At 37.8% G+C, this 17,335-nt stretch carries 10 protein-coding genes, 1 tRNA gene and 2 pseudogenes; 11 read left to right on the forward strand and 2 right to left on the reverse strand.

Features of this window, described 5'->3' with window-relative positions; all coding sequences use genetic code 11:
• Positions 1–9: 9 nt before the first annotated feature.
• Entirely contained in the window at positions 10–243 is a 234-nt protein-coding gene (locus tag B9N86_RS06640) for an alpha/beta-type small acid-soluble spore protein (protein ID WP_208918311.1), read from the reverse strand.
• Between the two features lie 138 nt (positions 244–381).
• Here B9N86_RS06640 and nrdR point away from each other — a divergent pair, with 138 nt between their 5' ends.
• The 7 genes and pseudogenes from nrdR (at position 382) to loaP (ending at position 8,682) form a co-directional block, all read left to right on the forward strand.
• The gene (gene nrdR, locus B9N86_RS06645; protein ID WP_208918312.1) at positions 382–858 is read left to right on the forward strand and encodes a transcriptional regulator NrdR; all 477 of its coding nucleotides are present in this window, start codon (positions 382–384) and stop codon (positions 856–858) included.
• Positions 859–1,069: 211 nt separating this feature from the next.
• Positions 1,070–1,142, forward strand: a tRNA-Ala gene (locus B9N86_RS06650).
• Positions 1,143–1,478: 336 nt separating this feature from the next.
• Positions 1,479–2,153: pseudogene (locus B9N86_RS30160) on the forward strand (transposase).
• Between the two features lie 19 nt (positions 2,154–2,172).
• On the forward strand, positions 2,173–2,424 hold the full coding sequence (locus B9N86_RS30575) for a transposase (RefSeq protein WP_280174971.1): 252 nt from the start codon (positions 2,173–2,175) through the stop codon (positions 2,422–2,424).
• Between the two features lie 2,001 nt (positions 2,425–4,425).
• On the forward strand, positions 4,426–5,415 hold the full coding sequence (locus tag B9N86_RS06670; protein WP_208918315.1) for a hypothetical protein: 990 nt from the start codon (positions 4,426–4,428) through the stop codon (positions 5,413–5,415).
• 720 nt (positions 5,416–6,135) lie between these two features.
• Positions 6,136–7,178 (forward strand): annotated as a pseudogene (locus B9N86_RS30930) (transposase); the annotation flags it as partial.
• Between the two features lie 679 nt (positions 7,179–7,857).
• Positions 7,858–8,682: an antiterminator LoaP gene (loaP, locus tag B9N86_RS06680; protein ID WP_208918316.1), complete on the forward strand. Its 825-nt coding sequence runs from the start codon at positions 7,858–7,860 to the stop codon at positions 8,680–8,682.
• Between the two features lie 1,107 nt (positions 8,683–9,789).
• Here loaP and B9N86_RS06685 read toward each other — a convergent pair.
• Positions 9,790–11,147, reverse strand: a protein-coding gene (locus B9N86_RS06685; protein ID WP_208914705.1) for an IS3 family transposase whose coding sequence is annotated in 2 segments (ribosomal slippage) — positions 9,790–10,694 and positions 10,694–11,147 — 1,359 coding nt in all. Because the reading frame shifts where the segments join, the coding sequence is not laid out codon by codon here.
• 351 nt (positions 11,148–11,498) lie between these two features.
• Here B9N86_RS06685 and B9N86_RS06690 point away from each other — a divergent pair.
• From B9N86_RS06690 to B9N86_RS06705, 4 genes are read left to right on the forward strand one after another with little or no spacing between them, the layout of a single operon-like run.
• On the forward strand, positions 11,499–14,600 hold the full coding sequence (locus B9N86_RS06690; RefSeq protein ID WP_208918317.1) for a cyclic peptide export ABC transporter: 3,102 nt from the start codon (positions 11,499–11,501) through the stop codon (positions 14,598–14,600).
• A gap of 50 nt (positions 14,601–14,650) precedes the next feature.
• Positions 14,651–15,385, forward strand: coding sequence for a thioesterase II family protein (locus tag B9N86_RS06695; protein ID WP_208918318.1), 735 nt, complete (start codon positions 14,651–14,653; stop codon positions 15,383–15,385).
• The gene (gene sbnA, locus B9N86_RS06700; protein WP_208918319.1) at positions 15,385–16,359 is read left to right on the forward strand and encodes a 2,3-diaminopropionate biosynthesis protein SbnA; all 975 of its coding nucleotides are present in this window, start codon (positions 15,385–15,387) and stop codon (positions 16,357–16,359) included. Before B9N86_RS06695 ends, sbnA begins: the two co-directional genes overlap by 1 nt.
• Positions 16,347–17,312 (forward strand): 2,3-diaminopropionate biosynthesis protein SbnB, encoded by a 966-nt coding sequence (locus B9N86_RS06705; protein WP_208918320.1) that lies wholly within the window; start codon positions 16,347–16,349, stop codon positions 17,310–17,312. Before sbnA ends, B9N86_RS06705 begins: the two co-directional genes overlap by 13 nt.
• Positions 17,313–17,335 lie beyond the last annotated feature (23 nt).

Genomic DNA, 17,335 nt, shown 5'->3' on the forward strand with positions numbered 1-17,335 from the left:
AAGAATTAATTATTGACCGGAATATTGACCAGCCAATTGTTGCTCGGCCAGGGTTACCAGACGTTTGGTAATGTATCCCCCGATCGAACCGTTCTCGTAGGAAGTCATGTTACCTTGGTAACCGTCTTGTGGAATGCTGATGCCAAGCTCTTGAGCAACCTCATATTTCATTTGCTCCAGGGCACCAGTTGCACGAGGTACTACCAGGTTGTTGCTGCTTCTGCTGTTACCGCCTTGTCCCATATCTGTTCACCTCCTTGAGTTGGTAAAAGTATTATGTCTCGGAACTGCAATCTTCATAACAATCAATTGCAGTCCAGTTTATGGAAATTAGATTGGAAGCCATGTGATTAGTTCATACAAAGGAAGTGATTTAGCTTTATGAAATGCCCATACTGTAGTTACGCCGGAACGAAGGTGCTTGATTCCCGTCCAGCTAATGAGAATAAATCTATCCGCCGCCGCAGAGAATGCGAGCAGTGCAGCCGCCGTTTCACTACGTTTGAAATGATTGAGGAGACCCCGCTCATGGTCATTAAGAAGGACGGCAGCCGGGAGGAATTCAGTCGAGAGAAAGTACTTCGCGGCTTAATTCGGGCTTGTGAGAAACGCCCTGTATCTGCAGACCAGCTGGATATGATCGTCTCTGAGGTGGAGAGTGCACTCCGTAAAACAGCCGCTGCTGAGGTAGAGAGTCGTCAGATTGGCGAGCTTCTAATGGAACAGTTGTATCCCGTGGATGAGGTAGCCTATGTTCGCTTCGCTTCGGTGTACCGGCACTTTAAAGACATCAACATGTTTATGAAAGAATTGAAAAGTCTGCTATCCAAAGATTCACTGCCGGACTCAAACATTTGATCGGCATGTGTATAGCAGGGTAGAGGAAGTCCTCAAGGATATGAGGACTTTTTCTCATCCAGGAGGGTGAGGAAATAGCGTAACATGTGTAGTAAGATAGGGCTTTGAATGGTGTATAATCGTGATCTATTGAATAAAATTTGTTGTTGCAAGTAGTACAATGCTGTGATATATTATTAAGGTACTATTTTGAAAATAAGTTGCTTAATAAGGGGCCTTAGCTCAGCTGGGAGAGCGCCTGCCTTGCACGCAGGAGGTCAGGGGTTCGATCCCCCTAGGCTCCATACAAAGAAAACCCTTGATGATCAGGGTTTTTTTTATTTTTTTTAAAGAGCTTAAAATGCTGTCGTTAAATGGTTCTGGGGACGAATTGGGGACGAAAATTCAAAATGGAGAAAATACAAAGAACCAATATTGAGGATATGGAATAATCCGTGGCACATACAGATGGTAAAAACAGATACGCATAAAAAGCCGCGGGCGGTAACGAAAGACAATCACGTTATCGGAGAATCCCGATGGTTGTTCAACGTTCTGTCCTGTGTATGTCAATGGGCGTAAAGGGGGGATTATCAATCCCCATAATCCTTATCTGACATAACAAGATTACACAGGTACCATTGAAATGGTCACGTCTGAAATCTCACTTCACCTTTCATTTTGAATCGTGGGCTATGAGGCTTATGGCTGAAATGCCTGTTAATGCTGCTGCGCGTGAACTTAGAGAGCGTGACACAAGATTATGGAGGATCTTACCCCACTATGTAGATGAAGCGATGGAGCAAATTGAACTTAGTGAGTTGAAACGAATTGCTATTGATGAAACCTCATCTCGCCGAGGGCATCGTTACATTACGCTGTTTGTTGACGCGGATACAAAGATCGTGCTATTTGCAACTGAAGGCAAAAGCATGACAACACTAGAACAATTTAAAGCTCATTTAAGAAGAAAAAGCTTTATAGCAGAGCAGATTGAAGAAGTGTGTTGCGATATGTCTCCGGCATTTATCCGTGGAATTGAAACGTGGTTCACCAAATCTGAAATTACGTTTGATAAGTTCTAGGTCATGAAGTTGGTCAATGAAGCTGTTGACGAAGTACGTAAAAAAGAGCAAGAAAAACAGCCGGAACTAAAGCGTACAAAGTATCTCTGGCTCAAGAATGAACGCAATTTGAACGCAGAACAGCGAGAGGCGCTCATTGGTCTTAAAGACTTACATTTAAATACAGGTCGTGCTTACCGATTGAAGTTAGCGTTTACAAGAATTTTGGACGAGCCCGCACATCTTTGCTGATGTATATTTACGTGAATGGATGGGCTGGGCGAGACGCTCCAAGTTAGAGCCAATGATGAAGCTCGCTAAAACAATTAAACAACATGAAGAAGGTATTCTACATTGGTTCCACAGTAAAATGACAAATGGCTTTCTCGAAGGACTGAATGGACTGGTTCAAGCAGCAAAACGAAAAGCCAGAGGATACCGAAACGTTGAAAACTTGATCGCCATGGTGTACATGACTGCGAACAAAGGTCGTTTAGGGCTCGCGGCACGTCGAGCACAATAACCTTTTATCCCTTGTGACCCCGCCTCATAGGTTGAAGAAGCGGTCAAGCGATCTTCTTGAGGGCTTCTTCAACCTATGAGAATCTACATACGGGATAAAAGTTATTAAACTATGTTTTGGCATTCTCCATCCAATAGAGCGAAGAGCCAAAAAGTTCAACACTAATTTTTAGATTGAGCCTCTTTAAATTGATAAAAAAACAATTGATCGCATATGATAAAAACTTGAGATAAGGAAGAATAAACTTTGGAGCCATCCAACCGAGTAGTCATGCTAATGAATTGTCAATCCTTTTTGCTTCAATTGAAAAAGCAGAAATATAAGATCGTCCTCTTGTGGTTGTAGGCTATCCAGAACGACGCGTCGAGTCCAATAGCATAGATGAGCAATTTCTCGATATACAGGCTCCTTGCATGTATTCGCTGACACACTGGATGGTTAAAGCTCATCTTCCGCTGCAAGTGTGATCCTTTTATCTTTCAATAATAATTTCTCTCACAAATGCACTTGTTCAAACGAATGACTTTTATGCAACGAAAAGGTCAGCGTGTGCTGTCCTGTTATATTTTTGTTCATGACTCTCTTTTGCCCCGAATCCATGAATCGATAGCATGTCATTGAAACAGAATCCTTATTCTAAAGGACAACAGTTCCTTTTGGTGCAAATGCTTCTCTATGCGATATTTTACCTGAATGAACCACAACTGCGGTTCCATTCATCCCAACATACGTGTCTTCAAACCAGTTCATACTATTACTGATCTGTTCTGATTCTGCTTGTAAACTTCAGTTCTTGAAATCTCCACTTCATTTTTAGCTTCAATAATCAAATAGTTGTTTACGTATAGGTTCTATACACATCACAACCAACCCCAAACTCCATCTATGGTTCCTGGCTTTCGAACCGAAGCTTTCTATCCAACTCTGCAAATGCATTCTTAAACTGTTTAGAAGTCCCCAGTGCAAAACTTTCTTGCAAACAAAGACTAGATCGAGTAGACGTTCGATCGATCTACATGGTGAAACTGTCAAACATAAGGGTCTCGTCAAAAAGAAATAAACCTTCTTCAGAGCAAATTACTAGGTCAACGATCTGGTTGTCTGTACAACTAAGGGACACCAGTTATAGAAAAAATAAAACTGAGATCATTACCTTATAAAGAAGGAGCGGAGTACAGCGGTTACATTTCACGATCTTCGTTACATCCATGCTTCCCTTCTGCTAAGCAGGGGATGTAAAAGTTGTTCAAGAGCGACTAGGTCACTCAAGTTCTAAGATAACCGACGTTTCATATTCTCGTCGATACAGAATGAAGCTGAAAGGAAACTTTGGGACTTACTATTTAGATATAGATTCTTAAAACCCGATCATTGAGCAGGTTTTATTATGTTAATCATTAAGAATGTAGGCAAAAAGTAGATTGCTTAGATTTTAGGATACTTTTAAAAAACCAGTAGACATTTTAACTGCAGTGTTTTAGCATTATTATTATACTATTTCCCTAATCATTTCCAAATTATTCAAATCTTAATCTAAACTGATTTTATTTACTTTCCTAGAATGAAATAATGGAGGGATTTGATTGTACACTTAATGTAATACATATAGTAGTGTTTTATTTCTAGGGGAAGATAGAATATATGAAAGAGTAGTATATAATTCTGCTGAGAAAGTTGTTATTTTTGCTATAAGAGATGAAAATATCACTCTTAATCAAGATTTCATAGCTGCTCTTTTAAAATTACTGTATAAATCTGTAATTATGAGGAGGGAGAGGTTAAGATCCAACCGAACTTTTTGATAGGGCTATCAGTTGGATGAAACAGTAGGTTTTGATCCTACAATATAAATAATTCCTATCGGCTAGGGAGAGCTTGATGGAAATGATATGATGAAGTACTCTAAATATAAAATATAATGCTTCCTCGCTATACTGGATAGGTAATGTCTGTATAAATATCTACACTGTTATAAAATCATTCCTTAGAGGGGGAAATATCATGCGCAAAAGGATACTCCATATTACTGAAAAGCCGCTGGTAGTTTGCTACGACCCACATCCTCATTCCATAATCCCTGTCAACGAGAATTACATGAACTGGATATATGAAAACTATATTCAACTCAGTTCTTTTAAAAATATTAACGACAGAATTAATTTTACATGGATTGAGTTTATTTTTCTAAATGATTACCACCAAAATAATCCTTTTGTAAACGTTGAGGTAATATCTGATGGAGAAATCATGGATCATATTGACGATTTTATCATCGATTGCATAGACCGGAACAAGTATGTAGGTATTTGTGTAGACCGATTTTATATCCATGAGCATCACGATTACAATCTTTCTCATGAGCCCCATGGGCTTCTCATTTACGGATACGATCTAGAAGAAAAAGTTTTTTATACAATGGACTTTTATAAAGGAATATATTCTTGCAGAAAAGTACCCATTTCAGAAATCGTAAAAGGATATACTGCCGAGACGAATGAACCTAAAGTGATGAGCTTTATTTACGAAGAAAATGTAAAATATGAGTTGGATATCCAGAAAGTATTTAGAGCATTGGAAGATTACTATTTGTCTACCGATCAACATTTCAAAGTGAAATATTCACTCAATCCGGATGTTCCCAAGACATTCGGTCTAGATGTATACAGAGTTCTTAAACAGTTGTATGAAGTAACAGCAATCGAGAAGAAACGCTTAGATATACGTCCACTGCATAACTTGTTTGAGCATAAGAAGAGAATGGTCTATCTGTTAGAGTATTTATCACAGAAAATGTTAATTGAGATTGATCCGAAATGGATTAGCGGCTACAAGGAGATTATGAACGAAGCCGAAAGTCTTAGGAATATGTTAATTAAGATTGAATTAACAAAAAATGATCAATATTCAAATAGGTTCATTCAATCGATTGTAACACTCTCAGACAAGGAGAAGGTCGTACTTGGAGGACTGATTAACCAAATTATAAAGTAGATGCTGACCAAGAACTTTATGGATCTAATCGAAAAAAGGGGGTTCTCAACATAAACCTTTCACCTATTCTAATTTGCTCTTTTATATTATAGGCATTTTAATATGTTTGTCATTTATAGATGGAAAGGATTCAGATTGTAATCAAATACTCCTGCATGCAGGACGAGAGATTTCGTTGGTGGCGAATTTTCCGACAGGCAACCGCTCTCTTAATCTAGATCTGATTTGATTTTGCTGTGAAATTGTGCCACTTGCAGCTGGAGTTGATCACACGCAAGGAGCAAAGCTAATGTATACATGAATCTCAATCCCTTAAGAGGAGTATTAGCCGATTTGATCTATAGTTCCTTCATTTAGCGTGAAAAATTTGCCCAATGGCGTGTAATCCTTATTACCCCAATGCGCCGACGAATTCTACTTTTCTTTTACGTTTCGGGTACGGCATTTCATTCGCGTCTATAATTGTAAGCTATGTATAAGTGGAAGTAATAATTACGTTTGTTACTGGCGTTCTTAATAAAAAAACTGCAAAAACCGAAAACGAAATCAATGATGCCTAGTTTTAAACTAACTAGGCTCTTTCTCTTGCAATTTTATAGCTGATCTAACCATATTTGTTTCCAGGCTTAGACGCGCGTTAGGATACCGAGTTGGACCACAGCTTTTTTGATTCAACGTTAATACGTGTTTCGAGTTGCTTAATAATTAGCGTTTTTCTACCGCCAAGACATTCTTCGCGCCTTGCTTGCGGGGCTCCCCTAGAGAATATCGACACATTCACTAGCTTGCAATGCAGGCTCGAGTTCGATCTTCGTTTCCGTTACCAGTGTGGACTTCGACTGGATCGATCGGCTCCTTCAATTTCTACTTTGAGCCGGGTATTTGCTGAATTAACTAAGAAAGGGATTGCGCAGCGATTATTTGAGGATCTGGTGGCTCAGTGCCAGGAAGTTGAGTTCATCGACGGCACTCATGTCGCCATCGACAGCGCCGCTATTCATGCTTACGAGAAAAAGGAACCGAAGCGAAGCGTAAAAGCGAACTCACGGCAATGCCAACTGGGGAGTGAAGCTCGATATGTTTGGCAACAAGGTTAAGTGGTTTGGATACAAGCTGCATCTGCCTGTCGATGTGAAGAGTGAACTCTCGATGGTGCTCACAGTGACGCCAGCCCATGTGAATGATGGCGATGAGGGCCTATGCTCATGAAGCTTGCAGCAGCCAAAACCAAGGTCCAATTCTTTATGCTGGATGCAGGCTATGACCAAATGAAAAACTACGAAGCTGCCCGGAACGTCAAGGCGCAAGCGATTATTCCACCCAATCCTAGAAATGAAAAAGAACCACACGCGGGTATGACGAGCAAAGGAACGCCCTGTTGTTCCATGGGTTTTCCGATGACGTATTGGGGGCAAGAGAAAGAACGGTTAAAATTCCGCTGTCAGCACGCCACGGGTAAAGTCGATTGCCCTCTGGGCATACGGCTTGTTCCACCTCTAATTACGGAATGGTGGTCAAGGTCAGCACGCAGCAAGACCTTCGTCGTTATGCGTTACCGCACCGGGAAAGCCAGAACTGGAAGCAGTTGTACAACAAGCGAACCAGTGTAGAACATGTAACTCCCGAATGAAGGCTTACTAGGCGCAGACCAATTACATTTTTGGGGCATTCAAAAAGTTACGACTTACCAATATTTGAATGCGATTGTTCTGCTAGCATCGGCGTTGGCTACATTCAGAAAACAATCCAAAAACGCTACTTAAAATTTTATTTTTCTGGAAATTCTGCCCGTCTGTCCATTTATACCTTAAGCTCTCTCAAACTGCGATTTTATTTTAGTCTAACTTTGACTCTGATTCGAAATATGAACTATGCAAAATGCTCGTCTAAGTACCAAGGAGGCTAATGCCTTAGCTCATAAAGGAATTCCGAATAAGTAATTAAATCAACTTTATGGATCTGAAAAATATCCTGTATGTTTAAAAAGATGAATCTTTTGAATCATTTGTTCTCTGTCTTGTGAAAGGTGTATATCTATACTGAGATTGATCAGTTGAGTACTTTAGTGGATTAGGTTTTGCATAATTGATCATCTAACTATTAACTTGGTATAAGGCCAATAAAACAAAAAACCATAACCGTTTAAATAATCGGTAAACGTAGTAATGATTGGAATTGAATGTGCGAAAGAAAAGTTAATAGTTTACAATAAAGTGTTTATAATGGTAAGGTTGTGTGTGATGTGATACATTTCATGAAAATATTTCAAAAATTGACAAATCAAAAGAAAAAGTAGGATAGAATGCTGTTGGTCATGACTAGTGAAATATTCTTTAAAGAGCATATGGAGTTAACATTCTATCTTTTATTTCGAAAAATGGAACTATACTGAGTTACAGATTTGACTCTATGTGACTAATTTACTTCGTGAGGTTAATTCATATGAAATGGTATGTAGCTTTTGTCCAAACAGGAAAAGAAGAAGCTGTAAAAAAACGTTTTTGTGATTTAGATATCAATATTAAAAAATGTTGTGTGCCAAAAAGGAAAGTACCCGAAAAAAAAAATGGTATTGTATATGAATCTATAAAAATTTTGTTTCCAGGTTATGTTTTTTTTTGTACGGAAATAGATTTTAGGACTTATTACCAAATTAACTCTATACCTGGAGTTATTAAGATATTAAATTACTCTAATAAAAAAGATAAGTTAATTTCGAGTGAAGAAAGTAGTCACGATTTGTTTTTTAAATCTGTACCTGATGAGCAAATGAGTATAATATTAGAAATGCTTAATGAGAATGACATAATCGACTACTTGAAAATTTTATTTAGAAATGAAAAAGTTAAAGTTATTTCAGGACCTTGTAAAGGGTTGGAAGGAAGAATAAAGAAAATTGACAAGCATAAAAAGCGGGCAAAGATACAGTTGGATATATTAGGATTAGAGAAAATTGTCGATATAGGTATCGAAATCATTCGACCTATAATATCAACTGATGATACTGATGTTATAAATAATATAGTGGGAAATAAAATGATGGATATCGAGATTAAAATTAAAAAAATTATAATTGAGATTCTAGAACTTCCACATGATATTTCACTAGATAATGATCTAGTTAATATTGGATTGGATTCAATCAGCTTTATTCGTTTAATGGTTAGTTTAGAAAATGATTTTGGGATCGAAGTGCCTGATGAATTTCTTACTATGAAGAAATTTTCAACAATTGATGAGTTGGCTCTTCTTGTTACTAATCAATAATGATGGTTATTCATCGGATTAATAAAAACTAAAATTATATAGAATCGTTGTTTCAGCAAGTAGTGTCGAGATTTTATGGAAGGGCTTTCAATCATGGAACGATGGAGGGTGCCGGTAGCCTGGTGCTGTTTTGCCAAGGTTTCTCAGATGTCTCTGTTCTCGTCCGCTTAGAAGCTGGCTATAAAGATCTGATAATATAAATCGTCTGCTTGATCACAATTTTGCCAAAAACAATGACCTACATATCGAAGTACGTCCGGGAAACACATCTATTTAGGCGCCATCGCCACACCTCCTGAACTTTACATTAAATCTGTTTGAATGGTTAACCGTGTGACGGAACGCACCTAGAGGGATATGGTCAAGTGCTTCTTATTTTTGAGAATGAACTTGCTTTGTTTTGTACGTCACTCGAATGTTCAGAAGAGAAAATCATCGAATTGTACAAAGAGCATGCGGCAAGTGAGCAGTTTCAAAGTGAGAATATATCGGAGATCGACCTAGAGCGTCTCCCCCTGGAAAAATAATGGATGTGAATCTAACGGGGTCAATATTAGGATAACTAAAGTGTCACATAATATTAGTTGCTTCGATTAGTCTCATAGAGTTTTTTTTTAGGATCAAGTCATGTCGTTTTGTGTTGTTTTTTGTTGTGAAATCTTGGTTGAATTTTGTGATATAGTGTGTTATTTTTATCTTGAGCTTACTGAAGATATCTAATATGGTCGAAATTCCCTATAAAAAGTCAAAGATATTTGATTTCGAATTGAAATATCAACAAGAAAAAGCGAAGTTATAAGAATGCATTTAATCGATGTTTAGGCACGTTAAATGTTCAATTTCATAGATTATAGTCTTGTAGTGCATTTTCTTGTGCATGAGCGGGCGAAGCTTTGTCTTAGTAACGATCTAGAAGTGGCAACTTACATAAGTGATAAGGGTCACCATTTAAGAGAAAGAAGTATAACTAGTCTTTCATTGAGTGATAGAGCAAAGATATACTTCTTTTAACAAGTGACAATCAACATTATAGGACCCTGTATTTTATAGTCGAAGGTAAAACCACTCGTTTTGAAGTGACCCCATAAAGTTAGACAGGTTATGTCATTAGGCGACTTGTTGGGCATGAATTCGGTACTGTACCGGACTCATGCCTTTTAGTTTTGCCTTAATACGCTTGTTGTTGTAATAATCGATGTATTTTGATAGCTCTTTTTTAAAATGTGCGATACTTTCAAATTCCTTTAAATACAGAAATTCAGATTTCATGATGCCAAAGAAGTTCTCGATGACAGCGTTGTCGTAGCAGTTACCTTTTCGGGACATACTTTGCTTGATACCGCATTCTTTGAGGGCATGACGATACTGTTTCATCTGATAGTGCCAACCTTGGTCAGAATGAATAAGGGGCTTATCTTCATCTGTTAATCGGCTACATGCTTGATCTAACATCGTTGAAACAAGCGAGTAGACCGGTCTTGAACCGATCGTATACGTAATAATTTCACCATTGTATAGATCTAGCATTGGAGATAAATACAGCTTTTCTCCAAATAATTTAAACTCTGTAATATCTGTAACCCACTTCTCATTTGGCTTTTCAGCGTAAAAGTTACGTTCTAATATGTTCGGTGCAATCTTGCCAACCGTCCCTTTGTACGAACGATATTTTTTCATGCGTACCAAGCATTTTAATCCCAATACTTTCATCAAACGTTGTACCTTTTTATGATTCACACGGTATCCACGATTCACTAACTCGTCACGAATACGACGATAACCATAGCGCCCCTCATGCTCCTCATAAATGGCTTGGATAATGTCTTTTAACTCCGTATCTCTATCTGGCATCCCAAACGTTTTTACCGCGTAATAATACGTGCTACGAGGGATATCTGCTAGCTGTAGAAGTGCTTTCACCGAAAATTCGTTCCTTAGTTCATAGACTACTTGAGCTTTGTCTTGTTTGGTGATTTTTCCTTGTTTTGAACTAAGGCATTCAACTTTTTTAAATATGCATTCTCCATTCGTAAACGCTCTACCTCTGCATGTAAAGCCTCTACAGATCCTTCTACTAACGTTTGATTCTTTTGTTTATTAGATTCTTTTTTCATGGGTGAACGCCCCTTTTTCTTTGGTTGTAGAGCGTCCATTCCATGTAATTCTAAGCTCCTTTGCCAGCTTAAAATGGTACTATGACTCGCAATATTAAATACCGCAGCCGTTTCTCTAACAGACGTCCCAAATTCGTTCATATAATTAAGTACGTCTAGTTTAAACTGTACAGGATATGATGTATAGCCCTTTTTAAAAGCTTCATCACCATGATGCTCATATTGTCTAATCCAGTTTAAAAAGACAGTATGGTGAATACCTATGGATTTTGCGATAGCTTTTAAGCTGTCGGATCCCTTTTGGTAACGCATAACTGCTTGTATTTTTTCATCTGTACTGAATCTGGTCATATAAAAACTGCACCTCCAATAGTTAGATGGTGTCTAACAATTGGGGTGCAGTTCATTTAGACGGGTGGTTTTTGATTTTGGAATTTTTCAGTATAGGGGGAAGATTAACATTGGAAAACACAAACAATAATTTCATTAACTCGTCTCCAAAAACGAATAGACTATACCGAAATAAATGAACTAGCAACGACTATTCAACGACAATTGATTTATTCGTATCATTACCGAACACGAAAAGTCATCCATTCGGCATTGTTATTGGGAAAAGATGTAGAATCTATCCCGTCTTGAAATGACAAGTTTGTCTCATACGATTTTTACAGCATATTTACTTAAGGAAGTGATAAAAAGTTGACTTTAAAACAGAAAATCCCTTTGGTTAGCGTTGTCATGCTCTTATGGAGCAGTTTGCTCACTCCTTTTACGGTGCTAGCATCGCTGTCATCGGATGAGCTGAATAGGCAGCTTGATAAATATATACATGAACGTCAGGAAGCTGCTAAAGTCCCTGGATTGGCAGTCGTTGTTGTACAGGGAGAAAAGATTAGTTACGAGCAATATTCAGGTTACAGCGATGTAGAGGGTAAAAAACGTGTGTCAGCTGACACTGTATTTGAAATAGGATCTAATTCAAAAGCCTTTACCGGATTAGCTATTTTAAATTTGGAGAATGAAGGCTTGATCCGACTGAATGATCCGGTAAGTAAGTATTTGCCCTGGTTCTATATGAATAATCATGGGAAGAAAATCGAAATGACTATTAGCCAGTTACTGTACCATACTTCAGGTATTCCAACAGAAACTATTGGTGATATACCTATATCGAATGCAGATGATGCGTTGGAACAGACAGTGCGGAAGCTTGTTGGCAAAGAGATATTGCATCATAAAACGCTGCAGCCTGGAGAGTATTACACTTACGCTACCATTAACTACGATATTCTTGGACTGATTATACAAGAAGTAACAGGAATGTCGTACGAAGACTATATGCAGCAGAACATTATCCAGCCAATTGGGCTCGAAAATACCTTTGTCAGACATGAAGACGCTGTGAAAAATGGACTTGCAACAGGGTACAAATTGGGATTTCTGAGTCCTCGTGCTTACGAGGCTCCACGGTATCGAGGAAATATACCTGCGGGTTATGTGAACTCTACTCCAGCGGATATTACAAAATGGATGCAGATTCAGCTCGGTGTAGTTAAGCCAGGTGGGTTAGATTCATCGCTTATCGAGAAATCACATGAAATCGATACGACTGTTTCTCCATACTTTGATGGTTCTTCTTATGCAGCTGGTTGGTCAATCTATCAATCAGGTGGCGGAGAAATTACGCATGGTGGAAGCAATCCGAACTTCTCGTCATTTATTATGATGCGGAATGATGGTGAACTAGGTGTCGCGGTTATGGCCAATATGAACTCCGACCATACGGAGTCGATAGCGCGCGGAGTCATGTCAATTTTACGTGATAGAGCGCCAGTTGAGCCGTTGCCTGAAACATACAAAAAATTAGATCAAGTAGCAACTTTTGTACTAGCTGTCTTTAGTTTGGCTGTACTTGGTCTTCTATATATGATGGGTCGCAGTGTTGTAGAAATTCGCAATGGAAAGCGGCGCTGGACTAGTCTAAGCGGCTGGCAAATCGCAAAAGTCAGTAGCTCTGTCATTTTTTTGGTTCTGTATCTAAGTGGTTTGTACTACATGCCGATCGTTCTGCTAGACAAGCTTCCATGGAGCATGCTTTATGTATGGGGGCCGTACTCATTTGTTCCTGCGGTGATTGTTGCAGCTGTTTTTGGAGTGGTTTACACGATTTATCATATCTTGACGCAGTTGTTTACGGTAAAAAAAGAAAAGCCATTTGCTTCACTTCTCATGCTTGGTTTAGTTAGTGGATTCGGTAATGCATTTATTATATTTGTCATTAATCAGTCCTTCGGCAAAGAAGATAATTTGACGAATGGACTTCTTTTTTATTTTGCGCTGGGTATTTTGATGTACGTCTGCGGTCAACGTTATATAAGCACGAAGCTAGTAACACTTACGAACAATCTGGTTTATGAAAAACGAACAGAGCTGATCGGTAAAGTATTAAAAACGCCGTACGAGAAACTGGAGCAAATGGAAGATGGACGCTTGCATGCTGTGTTAAATAACGACACAGAAGAAGTGAGTGGATCTATCAATGTAATTATTTCAGGTGTTATTGCATTTGTGACGTTGATATGCTGCTTTATTTATTTGGGAATGCTTAATCCTTATGCATTGTTGCTTTCCATCGGAGTTATCGTGTTAGTAGCAGGATTATTCTTCTTGCTAGGCAGTAAAGCGGAGAAATTATGGGAAGAATCACGCGACATCCAAACGATATTCTTTCGTATGATAGGCGATATGTTAAAGGGATTCAAGGAGCTTAAGCTAAATCAGAATAAAAATCGAGATTTCGAAGCTCATATGGAAAGCAGCTCGAATTTATATCGACTTAAAAGAACAGAGGCCGACGTAAGGTTCGCAAATGTTAATGTAGTAGGGGAGTTGCTGTTTACGGTAGTTATTGGAGCAGTGGCATTTTTGTTTCCCGTCATTTTTCCTAATTTGCTTACAACGACGGTACAAACGTACGTGTTTGTCTTTCTGTATATGACCGGTCCAGTGAATGGTATTTTGAATGCATATCCAACTTTATTACGGTGTCGTATTTCATGGAAACGAATTAAGGATCTATCTTCTGAAATAGAGCAGCTTCAGGATAGTGAGAACTATGTTGAAAAGGGACACACTTCGAACGATAGTTTAGAGCTTTCAGTTCGCGATGTATGCTACGGATATGGTGGAGAGGAAGATTCTCATTTTTCCGTAGGCCCTTTCGACCTGTCATTCGGTACTGGAACGATTACGTTCATAACGGGTGGAAATGGCAGTGGTAAAACAACACTTGCGAAATTAATTACGGGTTTGTATAAACCAACGGCCGGGGAAATTTCTGTTAATGGAAAAGCCACATCATCAGAAGAATTAGGCAGCATGTTTTCGGCAATATTTAGTGATTACCATTTATTCGAGCGCTTATATGGGATTAATTGTTCTGGTAAGGAGGAGCAAATTGCTTTGTTATTGCAACGACTCCAATTGTCTGACAAAGTCTCGATACAAGACGGGAAGTTCTCGACAACGTTGTTATCTACCGGTCAGAAAAAACGGTTGGCATTGTTGCTTACCTATTTGGAGGATCGGCCAATTTGCTTGTTTGATGAATGGGCGGCTGATCAAGATCCGGAATACCGCAGGCATTTCTATCATGAAATTTTGCCTGAATTGAAGGCTCGTGGAAAATGCATTATTGCGATTACGCATGATGATCGATATTTCCACCTGGCTGATACATTAATCAAGCTTGAAAGGGGAAAAACGGTATTGTCTGAAAATTCTAAGATGTTACTCGTATAGAGCAGCGGTGATCTTTATTAAGAAGAATGTGAAATATCCGTAATAAATAGATGATAGACCACGGATTGAGAGGATGTAATATTTTGAAATTATTTTGTATCCCTTATGCAGGAGGATCGTCTTCGTTTTATTTTTTTTGGAAAAAGACATTAAATGAAGATATAGAGTTAATTCCTCTGGAGTTGGCTGGAAAAGGTAGGCGAATTAGCGAGGATATGTACAAGTCATTTCATGAAATGGTAGATGACGTATACAGTCTGATGTTACCGCACATTAAAGACGGAAGTCCATTTGCTGTGTTTGGACATAGTATGGGAGGAAGCATTGTATATGAAATAGCTGAGAGATTAGAGGTGTTTAACGTTAAACATCTTTTTATTTCAGGATGTAGAGCACCACACTTAAAAAGAGAAGAAAGAAAATTTGAAACTGATGAAGAAATGATACGAACGTTAGTGCAACTAGGTGGGACACCTATTGAATTTTTACGAAATAAAGACTTTGTACAAACATTTTTTCCAATTATTCGTGGAGACTTAAAAAATCTATATGCTCATTCTTTTGAAAAAAAGAAAATAACTACTCCAACTACAATTATGCATGGTACGAAGGAAGACTGTATTATAGATGATGTCTTAATGTGGAATGAATATTTTTACTCAAAGCCTAATATCGAATTTTTCGATGGAGGGCATTTTTTTATTGAAAAATTCGAAAAAGAAGTAACTTATATTATTAATAAAGCACTAATTGAAACGACAAATCAAAATAAGGAGGTTAAATAATGTTTAATAATATTCTAGAGAATGCAGGAAGTACCCCGTTAGTTAACGTTACCATGAATGAATTAGAAAACATAAAGATTTTTTCGAAGATGGAAATGTTTAATCCTACCGGAAGTGTGAAAGATAGAGCAGCGATGTATACACTTAAAAAATTGCTTGAAGATGGGACGATTAATAAGGACACGATTATTATAGAATCTTCTTCCGGGAATTTTGGTCTTGCACTTGCGGCGGCCTGCCGCTACTACGGATTAAAGTTTTATTGTGTTATCGACAAGAATATTATGCCAGACAATGAACGATTAATAGAGGTACTAAGTGAGAAAGTATTTAAAGTAGAAGAAGCAGATGCATATGGCGGTTACTTATTAAATAGAATAAAAAAAGTACATAGTTTAAAAAATGAGATCGCTAATTCTTACTGGATAAATCAATATGAAAACCCAATAAATGCAGAATCTTATTATCAAACATTAGGAACTGAAATTGTGAATTCCGTGGAACATATTGACTTTCTGTTTATGGGAGTAAGCTCAGGAGGGACAATAACAGGGGTATCTAATAAGGTTAAAGAAAAGTTTCCTGATGCAAAAGTTATTGCTGTAGACATTGAAGGTTCGGTCATATTTTGTGATAAATCGGGGAGACGCAGAATACCTGGTATTGGATCTAGTAAATATCCTAAAATACTGGAAAAGGCCCAAATAGACGGACATATAATCGTGAGTGAGTCAGAAACAGTAAAGATGTGCCATTATTTATTCGAAAATATGTATATACTAGCTGGTGGTTCATCAGGTTCTGTTATGGCTGGAATAGTGAAATATTTCACTATTAATCCGGTTAATAGTATGAAAAATGTAGTCACTGTATTTCCTGATAGAGGAGAGAGATATGCAGGTACGATATATAATCCGGATTGGTATTCAAGTCTATTATCAAAAGATAAAGGAGAATTCATATGCTATATCTAAATGAACATGATTTACAAAAAGTAGGTATAAAGTGGGAAGAAACGATCGAAGTGATTCGTAATACTATTCAGTTATTAGACACAGACAATATTGTTCAACCAATAAAGCCATATCTCAGATTTAAAGATCAAAAAAATAGAATCATTGCTATGCCTGCCTATGTAGGGGAAGGCTATGATGTAGCAGGAATTAAGTGGATTGCTAGTTTCCCGGATAATATAAATAAAGGAATTTCTAGAGCGAATAGTGTGGTTATTCTTAACAATGCTGATACGGGACAAGTTAAAGCTATTGTAAATGGTTCTTTGCTTAGTGTTATTCGAACAGTTTCTGTTAGTGGTCTGTTTGTAAAATTATATTTAGAAGCAAAGTCTTTAAAGCGCTTCTCTTTGGGCATCCTTGGTTGGGGGCCGATTGGGCAACATCATTATCAAATGTGTCGTCATTTATTTGAGGATCAAATAGAGAGTATCTATTTATATGATATTAATAACACAAAGTTTCCAGAGGATGTTATGAACGACTCTAAAGTTAGAGTGTGTGGAAACTGGAGAGACGTGTACAGTCAGGCAGATGTGTTCATTACATGTACGGTATCTAGTGAGCGATATATTGACTCTGAGCCAAAGCAGGGTTCTTTATTATTAAATGTATCACTAAGAGATTATAAATCGGGTGTTTATGAATATGTGAAAAACGGAATTGTAGTAGATAGTTGGAAAGAAGTGTGTCGGGAAAATACAGATGTTGAATTATTCCATTTGCAAAACGGATTAATGGAATCAGATGTACTAACTTTCAAAGATATTGTTTCTGATTCTATGCTAGAGAAAATAAACAATGATCAATCGATAATGATAAATCCAATGGGGATGTCTGCGTTTGATATGTCTATTGGGGAGTATTATTTTAGGCTCGCAAGTAAAGAAAACATTGGTCTTCTACTTGAGTGAAGCACGCTTTATAGGTTGGAGCT

The sequence above is a fragment of the Paenibacillus uliginis N3/975 genome, from assembly GCF_900177425.1.
GTDB lineage: Bacteria > Bacillota > Bacilli > Paenibacillales > Paenibacillaceae > Paenibacillus_AQ > Paenibacillus_AQ uliginis.